This is a genomic window from Pseudoalteromonas peptidolytica, assembly GCF_012641745.1.
Taxonomy (GTDB): Bacteria; Pseudomonadota; Gammaproteobacteria; order Enterobacterales; family Alteromonadaceae; genus Pseudoalteromonas; species Pseudoalteromonas peptidolytica.
Map to the genome: position 1 here is coordinate 114241 of NZ_WEHZ01000009.1, position 11437 is coordinate 125677.

Sequence of the window (11437 nt, forward strand, 5' to 3'; positions counted from 1 at the left end):
GATGCTTATTAATTACCTTACAATTGCGCTTGGTGGTGCTTTGGGAGCCATGTTACGGTTTTTTATCAGCGATATATCAATAAAACTCTTAGGTAAGGGATTCCCTTTTGGGACGTTGATCGTTAATATTCTTGGTTCATTATTGATGGGTGTGCTTTACGGTTTAATTGAAAAAGAAGTAATTGCAGTTTCACCCGCTAAAACGCTAATAGGTATTGGCTTTTTAGGGGCGCTGACTACTTTTTCTACATTCTCAATGGATTCCTTGTTGCTACTCCAACAAGGGCAATATGTGAAAATGGCGTTTAACGTCACCCTAAATGTGGTGGCGTGTATCTTTATGGCCTGGGTTGGTCTCTGCCTCATCATGCAAAAAGGTTAAAAAAACAATGTTAGATTCTAAATACTTTCGTCAAGACATCGAGGAAGCCGCTGCGCGTTTGAAAAAGCGTGGTTTCGAACTTGATGTTGCTAAGATCACTGAATTAGAAGAAAAGCGCAAGGCGCTACAAACCAAAACTCAGGAATTACAAAGCGAGCGTAACAGTTCTTCCAAAGCAATTGGTCAAGCCAAAGCGAAAGGTGAAGATGTTCAGCCGTTACTAGATGCTGTTGCTAATCTTGGTGATCAGTTAAGTGCAGCCAAAGAAGAGCAAGATAAAGTATTGGCAGAGCTGAATGATTACGCTATGTCTTTACCAAACCTGCCAGCTGAAGATGTTCCAGCAGGTGCTGATGAATCTGAAAATGTAGAGATCAGCACTTGGGGAGAGCCAAAGCAATTTGATTTTGAAGTAAAAGATCATGTTGACCTTGGTGAAGCGCTGGACAAAGGCCTAGATTTTGAAACGGGTGTTAAGTTAAGTGGTTCACGTTTTACCGTGATGCGCGGTGGCGTTGCGCGTATGCATCGAGCGCTTGTTCAGCTGATGCTAAACACGCACACTGAGCAAAATGGTTATACAGAAATGTATGTACCATATTTGGTAAATAAAGCGAGCTTATTCGGTACGGGTCAACTACCTAAATTTGCAGAAGATCTATTTCATACTGAAGCCTTGTCTGAAGATCAAGATGGCTTTAGCTTGATCCCGACTGCGGAAGTTCCGCTCACAAACTGCGCTCGTGATGTAATATATGATGAAAAAGAGCTACCCGTAAAAATGACAGCCCACACACCATGCTTTAGAAGTGAAGCTGGTAGCTATGGTCGTGATACTCGTGGACTTATTCGTCAGCATCAATTTGATAAAGTTGAGCTTGTGCAGTTAGTGAAGCCTGAAGATTCGATGGCAGCATTAGAAGAGCTTACAGGACACGCAGAACAAATCTTACAGTTATTAGACCTACCATATCGAAAAGTAGTCTTGTGTACTGGCGACATGGGCTTTGGTGCAACTAAGACTTATGATTTAGAGGTGTGGTTACCTGCACAAAACACATATAGAGAAATTTCTTCTTGTTCAAATATGTGGGATTTCCAAGCTCGTCGTATGCAGGCTCGTTTCCGTCGCAGTGGTGAAAAGAAACCAGAACTATTACATACACTAAATGGTTCAGGGCTAGCGGTTGGTAGAACTTTGGTTGCAATCCTTGAAAACTATCAACAAGCAGACGGTTCGATTGTTGTTCCTGACGCATTAAAGCCTTATATGGGCGGGTTGGAAGTGATTAAGGCGAGCTAAGTGCCAAGTACTTAACCGAGCAAATGCTTGCATTGAGATACAAGTTATTGAAAAAAGGCTGGATCTATCTGGCCTTTTTTTATGACTATCTTATGAATGTTTTTTTACAGGAATTACAATAAAAACCAGCCCAAATTAAATGCAAATTTAGCTTGTCTATCCAACTTCTGATTAATTCAAAGTAAATTTATGTTTTTTACTGCTGTATACCCAAGAATTACAATTATGATCATTGCATGACTCCCCCAGATATGATTTATTGAAGGTATGGGTTTGGCCAAATCTCATCGGTAAGTAGCGCATCTGTATTTTTATGATGTGGCTAGTGTTTAACTTTTCTCAATAAAATCTAAGTTTTAGTTTATTAGTTAGATGAGCAAAATCACGTCCGTGGATACACGTAAGAGTGAGTTTTGTTCTAATCAAGTTTGAACTACGCAGTATCAGTACACTCAAAAGCTGATAGAGAAAAAGGTGAGGATATTACCTATGAAGAGACAGAAAAGAGACCGTTTAGAAAGAGCACATTCACAAGGATTTAAGGCTGGATTAGCCGGACGGTCGAAAGAAAATTGTCCCTATCAACAAGTAGAACACAGATCAGAATGGTTAGGCGGATGGCGAGAAGCGATGGACAATCGCAACATCTTTAAAACCTGATACCGAATTTTAGGAGAACAAAGCCCCGTTAGGGGCTTTGTGCGTTTTACAGAAAATCGTGAGATTATACCAATTTGACTTAATACTTGCTCAATTTTAAGGAGTAAATCTAACGCTAACCGCGTTAAAAATCTCTTTTTTAGAACAACTAAAGAGCAAAATTTTTGCTTGCCTACAGGACTTAGGTACCCCAGCGTGAGCAGGACGCGAAAGCGGTGTTATCGACAAAATTTTCTCGCCTCAAAATAGACTACTTAAATAAGAAAATTGGTATTAAAAAGCGCTGGTGTCTTGGAAAAGGCCAACTTTTAAGTCTTTTGCTTCATAAATAACACGACCATCTACTTCAACGATGCCATCAGCAAGTCCCATAAATAGTTTTCGCTTTATTACACGCTTCATTTCAATACGGTAAGTCACTTTTTTCGCTGTCGGTAATATTTGTCCTGTGAATTTTACTTCACCAACACCAAGAGCGCGACCAAGGCCAGGGCCACCAGACCAACCAAGGAAAAAGCCAACTAGCTGCCACATTGCATCTAAACCTAAACAACCAGGCATAACCGGATCACCTTTAAAATGGCAATCGAAGAACCATAAATCTGGATTGATATCTAACTCTGCTATGATTTGGCCTTTGCCGTGTTCACCGCCATCATCGTTAATTTGGACAATGCGATCCATCATGAGCATGTTGTCACTTGGCAGTCGGCAGTTGCCTTCACCAAACATTTCGCCGCGACCACATAAAATAAGTTCTTCTTTTGTATAGCTGTTCTTAGGTTCCATAACTTTTCTTCTTAGCTTGCAAATTGACGCTACTTTAGCGTACAGATGTACGCTAAACAACTCCGAACAGTTAAAAAGCGTACGCTGACTTGTAAACTTTGCGCTAAGGATATGTCTATTTGATTAAATTTCAAAAAATTGAAGAGATTAAATGCAAATCAGTTCTGATTAGGGGCGATTTATAGTGGGAAAATCATTATAATCAACATTGATTTTTTGTAGGCTATTTTGGGTAATTTATGATCCTTTTTGTTGACTCTTTAACCGTGATTGATTTTTCGTACCTTTGCCCTCGTCGTGGTGCGGTAGGGGAAAGTTGGATCACGGATATCGTATTACATGGCGACTTAAACGCTGAGTCTATGGTGCTAGATTTTGCGAAAGTCAAAAAACAAATCAAACAAATTATCGATGAAAAGCTAGATCACAAATTAGCAATACCTAGCGCGCTTAGCGCTAATACCAAACACACAAATGGTCGATTTGAACTTGATCTTCATATTGGTGATAGTCATTTAGCAATGAGTGCACCAGAGCAAGCTGTGTGTATGATTGAAGGTGAAGAAGTCAACGAAGTAAATACAATTGCCTATCTCAAATCAGTGATCTTGCCTCACTTACCGGATAATGTGAAAGATCTCGACATCACTTTACGACCAGAGGCGACAAGCGGCTTCTATTATCACTATAGTCACGGTCTTAAAAAACATGATGGTAACTGTCAGCGTATTATTCATGGTCACCGTTCACTGATTGGTATCAAGCTAAACGACGTCAGTATGCCGAGATTACAAAAGCAATGGGCAGATAAATGGCAAGATATATATCTCGGAAGTGAGGAAGATTTGATATCCTCAGCTGAGCTCAAACATATCGTAGCGGAAGAGGGAGATTACGCGTTTGCTTATACGTCATCACAAGGCTACTTTGAGCTTGCGATAAGTAAATCGCGCTGTGATATTTTGCCGTGCGATACCACCGTTGAGTGCATTGCCGAATACTTGGCAGGTCAGGTAAAAGTGCAGCATCCTAACGATCATGTGCAAGTGCGTGCCTATGAAGGTGTGGGTAAAGGAGCGATTGCTTATGCTTAAAGCGCTCATGTTTGCCGTAATTGCAAGTACAGCACTTTTTACTGAAGCATTAGAACTAAAAGGCAATTTAACCCAAGGTGGTATGGTCATTGGTAAACTGCCACAGGCCAGTAATATAAAGTTAAATGAAAGAGCAATAAAGCGTTCAAAAGAAGGCTACTTTGTTTTTGGATTTGGTCGCGATGCTGAGTTAAGCCATACGTTAAGCTGGCAATCTCAAGACGGCAAAAAACACTCTCAACCTCTGCTTATTACTAAACGTGATTATGATATAGATAAAATTACAGGGGTGGCTAAAAAATATGTTTCACCGCCTGAGTCAGTCCTCAAACGTATTCGTGAAGAAGCGCAAGCTGTGTCGAAAGCCAGACAAGGTGACTCAGATTTATTATATTTTAAAGAAACAGTATACCGACCTGCCAAAGGCCGAATATCAGGCATATATGGAAGCCAAAGATACTTTAATGGTGAGCCGAGACGCCCTCACTTTGGTTTAGATATAGCGAACAAAACAGGTGAGCCAGTGTATGCACCTGTATCCGGTGTGGTTGTTTTTGCAAATTCAGATCTATACTACAGTGGTGGCACATTAATTATCGACCATGGTCACGGTATTACGTCAACATATATTCACCTCAGTAAGTTAGATGTAAAAGCAGGCGACAAAGTTACAACAGGTGACAAAATTGCTGAGATAGGTGCTACGGGAAGAGTAACCGGCCCTCATTTAGATTGGCGATTTAATTGGTTTGGGGAAAGACTTGACCCTGCTCTACTTATGAAAGAAACATTAGCAAACAAAGCAGTTAAAAAATGACAGAAGAACAAAGAAAGATAATTATAGAGCAGCGTATCGCAAGCTCTATTACTCACGTAACCAAGACAGTGTTTCCTGGACGTACTAATCATCACAACACTTTGTTTGGTGGGGATGCACTAGCGTGGATGGATGAGGTGGCGTTTATTGCAGCCACACGCTTTTGCCGTAAACCGCTTGTAACTATTTCTTCTGATCGTGTTGATTTTAAAGAGGCGATACCAGCCGGCACGTTTGCTGAACTGGTATCAAAAGTAGTGCATGTTGGTAATACAAGTTTGAAAGTAGATGTTGAGATTTATCTCGAGAGAATGCACAAAGACGATAAACACCTAGCAATAACGGGGAGTTTTACCTTTGTTGCAGTAGATGATAACCACAGACCAACCCCAGTGGTATGTGACAAAATGCTAAATGGCTTTTGATGATTTTAACAAGGCATAGTCTTTATATGTCTTGTTAGTCCCTTACAACAAAAAGAACACATCATACAAATTGTTAATTTATTAATACCAATTTTCTTAATTAAGTGGTCTATTTTGAGGCGAGAAAATCTTGTCGATAACTAGGCAAAAATTTTGCCATTTAGTTGTTCTAAATAAGAAATTTTTAACGCGGTTAGCGTCGGATTTACTCCTTCAAATTGAGCAAGTATTAAGTTAAATTGGTATTAACTCAATATACGGTACGGTTTTGTGGAACTTAATCTTAATGTGCAAGTAGAAACCTTGAGTGATAGGGTCTATCAGACCGATATTTTCAGAGTTAGCGAACTATGTTAAACGCATTTTTGAATTCAACGGTTGGATAATAAAGCTTAAGAAAGGCACCATGATACAAGGTGCCTTTCATCAGTCAATATTTTGATAATTTATAGCACCATTGCAGCTATCCAACCAAAGCAGAGGAGAGGTATATTAAAATGAATAAATGTAGGTACTACAGAATCCCAAATATGGTCATGCTGCCCATCAGCATTTAACCCTGATGTCGGACCTAGCGTTGAGTCGGAGGCTGGGGAGCCTGCATCACCCAAGGCACCAGCAGTACCGACCAAAGCTGCCGTTGCCATGGCTGAAAAGCCGACTTCCAATGATAGAGGTACGAACAGCGTCGCTATAATTGGCACTGTTGAAAAGGAGCTACCAATGCCCATCGTGATCAGCAGGCCAACTAATAGTATCATTGCAGCTGCGAGAGGTTTGTTGTCGCCAACAAAGTTTGCGCAACTAGAAACTAGGCTAGCTACATCACCTGTCGCTTTCATCACTGACGCAAAGCCTTGTGCCGAAATCATAATGAAACCTATCATTGCCATCATGGCAACTCCTTTACTAAAAACGTCAGAGTTTTGCTCCCATTTTACAATACCAAATAAGCTGAAAATCATAACACCAACCAGTCCGCCTAGAATCATCGAGCCACTGATATTTTGCGCAATAAGCGATACAGCTACAGCAACAGCGCCAACTAGCATCACCTTTTTAGCTTCTTTTCCCTCGGGCAAAACAGGTACTTGCTCGCTTTGCAGTTGACCTACTTGATATTCGCGTTTTTTTCTATAGCTAATGAATAGGGCAATGATCAATCCCAGTAACATACCAAGCGCAGGAATAACCATTGCGTAGGGCACATCAAACTTTGCAAGTGTTAAACCATTATCAATGAGGTTTTTATGTAAAATAGAATATAAATAAATACCTCCAAACCCATATGGAAGCACCATGTAGCTAGTTGCAAGGCCAAACGTCAAGATACAAGCAATGGCGCGGCGATCAAGCTTTAATTTATTCAATACTACAAGCAAAGGTGGGATCAGGATTGGAATAAATGCGATATGAACTGGGATCAGATTTTGCGATGCCACAGAGCAAGCTAAAATAACAACCATAATAAACATACTCAGGTATGTTGAACCTTCATTGCTATTAGCATTAACAAGGTTAAGGAGCCTTTGTGCTAAAATTTGTGTTAAGCCTGATTTCGAGATAGCGACAGCGAAGCCGCCAAGCATTGCATAACTAAGCGCGATCTCTGCACCACCAGATAACCCATCATTGAACGCATTGAGTGTTGTCTTTATGTCTAAACCAGCAACAAGTCCGGCAGCCATAGCACTAATAGTCATTGCAACGATGACATTAATTCTTACAAGGGTTAGCCCCAACATGAGCAACACGCCCAAAATAACAGCATTCATTTATTTCTAGCCTTTCTTTTTTATTTGCCTGTATAAGGTCTTTAATTTTTTTAACTCAGTCTTAGATAGTGGTTTTTGTTGATACTGTGACTTCTCAAATAACGCATAGAACTGCCAAAGTACCTTCTCATTCTCCGGAAACAATTGTGTTAATTCCTGAATATTCTGTCGAACGCTACCACTGTGTGAGTCCCTATTTAAATAACGCACTATATCATTGTAATAAGCCAACTCGATAGGGGGGGAAGCCCTACGTATATAGTTTACCAAGAAGAAGAGAATGACAGATAGTATCGCAAATATTAGTAATGATATAATCCCAGCCCACAGTGTGCCGTATTTACCAAACCAATTTTTGAACAACTTGCTTTGTTTGTCTCTATCAAAGTTGATGACAACTCTAGTCCACTGATAATCTAGCTCTTCTAGTTTTAATCGTACCCAATTAATTGAATGCCAATTTGAAAAAGCGATTAAGCTGTATCCTAATCCTTGTTGAAACTCATTAGACAATTGCGCTAGCTGCGACAGGCTACCTGTCATGCGTTCTGGTGCTATCCATGCTGTCGGATCTAACCGTTGCCAACCTACTCCAGGCGTAAAATACTCGACCCAAGCGTGAGCATCATATTGATAAACACTATAATAACCTTGGTTTTTGTTTTGCTCACCACCTAAATAACCCGATACCAAGCGCGCTGGAATGTTTGCGCTTCTCAGCAAAAATGCAGCTGCCGAGGCGTAGTGCCCACAAAAACCATTTTGTGTATTAAACAAAAATTCATCAACTCTGTTATCAGACTGACTAGGTGTTGGGGTCAGAGTGTAAATAAATTGATTATTGAGAAAATACAGCCTCATTTTCTCAATAAACTCGCTTGTATTTGACGAACTCATTGCCCAAGTTTGAGCTAACTGGGTTGTTTTAGGGTTAAACCCTTTAGGGATCTTTACATTACGTTGATAATACCAAGGTTTTAGCGTGCTTTCAGGTGAAAAGTCGCTAACCATAATTGAGTACTCAATAGGCTTTGATGTGAGACTTTTGAGGTAAACTGTGCCAAATACATTGCTATTTAACTTTGGGTTATTTGAGTATGAGTAGGATAAACCGTATAACCAAGGAATGTGACTTGGTTGAGCAATGATTGTTGCATGCTCGCCTTCATCGAGGGGAGGTGGCTTCATATTCGTTCTTTGATATTCAGATATTTTCCAGCGTTTTCCGTCAAATTCATCATGAATGATGGCTCGCCAGTAGTAAGGCCCTTCAATCTGCTCATTTTCAAAGGTAGCTCGGAATACGAGTTCTTCCGATTGCGATAAGCTAACAATATCAAACGGATCGACATTTTCAGACAGGCCTGTTTTAGCTTCCTTCTGGGGTTGTGGTAGCTGCCAAAATGCCGGTAACTTTGGTAAAAAAACCACTAAAAATGCAGCCACCGGCAACACTATTATCAAGCCTTTGATGCTTACTTTCAAAGCCGGTTTTAATTTTAAGTTCTGCTCTAGGTTAAGCATAATAGCTAGGTTTACAGCCAGCATGCAAAGCACTAACAAAGCAGCAAACAGGCTTTGTGTGAATAAAAATAAGCACGGATAAGTAAAAAAATTCAAAATACAAATTTGCGTGAACTGGTTTGCCTTTGTGGCATGTATCTGTTTCAGCAAGGAGGCTATTAACATGAGCGCGACGAAAACATTTACGCTATTTTTCAGACCAATTAAGCTTGCAGTTGTAACTGCCCCAAGTAAAGTAACGACATTAATGAATCGCACACTCAATATTGTTGGTGTTGTGAATATGCGAATGGTTTGCCAAAGCATCAGCACGCTTACTAAACCCGTAAAGCCAACCCCAAAGTCATCAATCAGAATGAGGCTAATCAACCAAACAAATACAGAGGTGCTATAGTACCATACTGGAAACTTAGAACTCACTCAGCGCCTCCAAGCATTTTTGCTTATGTGCGTTCCCGCTACCCAGTGGTATACGCAGTTGTTTGAGTTTTATTGCATAATGAGCTTGCTGTTTATCGGCATCCAAAATTTGTGTGCAAAGCTTACCCAAGCGTTCCTCTTTTGTGCCAAGTAATAAGTCATAATCAAAGACGGTTTGATTTGAAAAGTGGCCATTAGAGTTGTGTGTTTTAACTAACATCTGCTCGGTTTTGGCGTAATGCTTCCAAGCGACCCTGCTAAGGCTCATCCCTTTTTGATAAAGGGTAAGGTGGTCAAACTCAGATGCGCTATCCTGCTGTTGTGATAAAGTTTCGTTTTTATCTGGTATATGACTTGGTTGTTGCTCTTTTTCATCTAAAGGTAATGGTGTAGGGTAAATATAAAAGACATCATTTGGTCTTAAATAAGACCATGTCCGGATCAGCCCAAGTGGAAAGTAGCTCATTATTTTAATGGTGCCAGTTTCATATTTACCCCGTGATAAGTTGGTAATAGGAAGCGCTATTTGTATCTCATCTTGAATAATAGGAATATGTGAAGGTGTATGGTTGTATTCACTAGTGAGCCTTAGCGACTGTATCTCTGAGCTTGATGACAACTTTAAATTAAGGGTAGGGTGATAAGGACTAAAGTTATCCTCAGCGCCCAAATACTGAATTTTAGCATTGTTAAAATTAAAAAAAGCGATAAACAAGACCACGACCATGATCACGGCCATTATGTATGATGTCGCGAGGATCAGGTTATTTTGATAATTTATCCCCAAAATGAAGTTAATGAGTGCAACTGTGACAAAAAAGAAGCCATCCTTAGATGGCAAGATATAGATATTGCTGTGTGAAAACGTGAGTTCTGAACTTTGGTGCTTTTTATATATGTGCTGTTTGACTTGAGCTCGCAAGCGTTTGAACATATTTAATGTACCGGTACGTTATCAAATATTTGCAATTTGAGCTGGGCTTCATTTGTGCTCGTTACACCCAAACGATGTGCGCAAACAGAGGTAAAAACAGCTTGTACATCATCTGGGATGACAAAGTCTCGACCATTGATAAATGCGTATGCACGGCTTGCTGAAGCCAGTGCAATACTGGCGCGTGGCGATAGTGGATCGCTAAACATGCCTGAGCTTCTCGTATACGTGATCAAACGCAAAATATAGCTAACTACCGCGTCACTTAAAGTAATAAGAGGGATTTTTTGCTGAAATTTCAGTAGGGCGTCACTATCTATTACTTGCTGAGTCTTGACTGAGGCGCGAGGTATGCCAGCTTGGTGAATTAGCTGTGCTTCAGCGGCCTCTGATGGGTAACCAAGACTAATCCTCATAAAAAACCTATCCAACTGAGACTCTGGTAATGGGTAAGTTCCAGATTGGTGTTGTGGATTTTGTGTTGCAATTACAAAAAATGGGCTAGGGAGCTTGTGACTCTCGCCATCTATGGTCACTTGATGTTCTTCCATTGACTCCAATAACGCACTTTGCGTTTTTGGGCTTGCTCTATTTATCTCGTCCGCGAGTAAAACCTGTGTGAAAACAGGACCTGGGTGGAATTCAAAAGATTGTTGTTCGCGGTTGAAAATAGAAGTCCCGGTAATGTCTGATGGTAGAAGATCGCTCGTAAATTGGACTCGCCGATAATTTAACCCAAGTACATCAGCCAATGAATGCGATAAAGTTGTTTTACCCATACCCGGTAAATCCTCGATGAGTAAATGGCCTCGACAGAGCAAGCTACAAATCGCCAGTTTAATTTGCTCAGGCTTTTCCAAAATCACAGCAGAAAGAGAGTCTATAACATCATTAATGACCTGGTTCATGTCACCAGCTCTAAACGTTTCATTACAGAATCGACTTTGTGTGCATTGAAGGGTTTTGCAATAAAACCTTTAGCTCCTAACTCCCAAGTGTTTTGAACATTTTCCATACTGTTATGTCCGGAGCACATGATGACATGAGCTGTTGGAAAGTTTTCATTGATGTAAGCTAGAATTTCAGTTCCATCAGTATCTGGAAGCTCAATATCTAGAAAGACTACGTTGGGCTGTTTATGCTTTAGTAGCGGTTTTGCTGAATCGAAGTTTTCACAGCCGTAGACTTCTTCAAAGCCTAAATTTTCTAAAATTTGAGTAAGAAAATCTCGGATTTCAACTGCATCATCAATAATCAAAATGGGTTCTAGCGGTCTTACAAATTCCATATGTCGATACTTCAAATTACAAATTC

12 protein-coding genes are annotated in these 11437 nt (G+C 40.3%); 6 read left to right on the forward strand and 6 right to left on the reverse strand.

Annotated elements, in window-relative coordinates:
- The first annotated feature begins 1 nt into the window (after position 1).
- The 3 genes from crcB (at position 2) to rmf (ending at position 2345) form a co-directional block, all read left to right on the forward strand.
- Complete coding sequence (gene crcB, locus F9Y84_RS08040; RefSeq protein WP_128732712.1) at positions 2-382, forward strand: fluoride efflux transporter CrcB; 381 nt, start codon at positions 2-4, stop codon at positions 380-382.
- Between the two features lie 7 nt (positions 383-389).
- Positions 390-1685: a serine--tRNA ligase gene (gene serS / locus F9Y84_RS08045; protein ID WP_147391190.1), complete on the forward strand. Its 1296-nt coding sequence runs from the start codon at positions 390-392 to the stop codon at positions 1683-1685.
- A 489-nt stretch (positions 1686-2174) separates the two neighbouring features.
- The gene (gene rmf, locus F9Y84_RS08050; RefSeq protein ID WP_010372771.1) at positions 2175-2345 is read left to right on the forward strand and encodes a ribosome modulation factor; all 171 of its coding nucleotides are present in this window, start codon (positions 2175-2177) and stop codon (positions 2343-2345) included.
- Between the two features lie 273 nt (positions 2346-2618).
- Here rmf and fabA read toward each other — a convergent pair whose 3' ends face one another.
- A complete protein-coding gene (gene fabA / locus F9Y84_RS08055) occupies positions 2619-3134 on the reverse strand; it encodes a 3-hydroxyacyl-[acyl-carrier-protein] dehydratase FabA (RefSeq protein WP_010372774.1) in 516 nt (171 codons plus the stop codon).
- A 239-nt stretch (positions 3135-3373) separates the two neighbouring features.
- Between fabA and F9Y84_RS08060 the strand changes: the two genes are divergently transcribed.
- From F9Y84_RS08060 to F9Y84_RS08070, 3 genes are read left to right on the forward strand one after another with little or no spacing between them, the layout of a single operon-like run.
- Complete coding sequence (locus F9Y84_RS08060; protein WP_147391455.1) at positions 3374-4228, forward strand: 6-carboxytetrahydropterin synthase; 855 nt, start codon at positions 3374-3376, stop codon at positions 4226-4228.
- Positions 4221-5045, forward strand: a complete 825-nt coding sequence (locus tag F9Y84_RS08065; RefSeq protein ID WP_147391456.1) for a M23 family metallopeptidase — start codon at positions 4221-4223, stop codon at positions 5043-5045. Before F9Y84_RS08060 ends, F9Y84_RS08065 begins: the two co-directional genes overlap by 8 nt.
- Positions 5042-5470, forward strand: a complete 429-nt coding sequence (locus F9Y84_RS08070) for an acyl-CoA thioesterase (protein ID WP_125254139.1) — start codon at positions 5042-5044, stop codon at positions 5468-5470. The genes F9Y84_RS08065 and F9Y84_RS08070 overlap by 4 nt, the downstream gene beginning before the upstream one ends.
- 446 nt (positions 5471-5916) lie before the next feature.
- Here F9Y84_RS08070 and F9Y84_RS08075 read toward each other — a convergent pair whose 3' ends face one another.
- From F9Y84_RS08075 to F9Y84_RS08095, 5 genes are read right to left on the reverse strand one after another with little or no spacing between them, the layout of a single operon-like run.
- Positions 5917-7245: a Na+/H+ antiporter family protein gene (locus F9Y84_RS08075; protein ID WP_147389487.1), complete on the reverse strand. Its 1329-nt coding sequence runs from the start codon at positions 7243-7245 to the stop codon at positions 5917-5919.
- Between the two features lie 6 nt (positions 7246-7251).
- Positions 7252-9189 (reverse strand): transglutaminase TgpA family protein, encoded by a 1938-nt coding sequence (locus F9Y84_RS08080; RefSeq protein ID WP_147389488.1) that lies wholly within the window; start codon positions 9187-9189, stop codon positions 7252-7254.
- Positions 9179-10123, reverse strand: coding sequence for a DUF58 domain-containing protein (locus tag F9Y84_RS08085; protein ID WP_147389489.1), 945 nt, complete (start codon positions 10121-10123; stop codon positions 9179-9181). The genes F9Y84_RS08080 and F9Y84_RS08085 overlap by 11 nt, the downstream gene beginning before the upstream one ends.
- A gap of 2 nt (positions 10124-10125) precedes the next feature.
- Positions 10126-11031, reverse strand: coding sequence for an AAA family ATPase (locus F9Y84_RS08090; protein ID WP_147389490.1), 906 nt, complete (start codon positions 11029-11031; stop codon positions 10126-10128).
- Positions 11028-11411 carry a response regulator gene (locus F9Y84_RS08095; protein WP_125254144.1) on the reverse strand — a complete coding sequence of 128 codons (384 nt, stop codon included), beginning with the start codon at positions 11409-11411 and terminating at the stop codon, positions 11028-11030. Before F9Y84_RS08095 ends, F9Y84_RS08090 begins: the two co-directional genes overlap by 4 nt.
- Between the last annotated feature and the right edge of the window lie 26 nt (positions 11412-11437).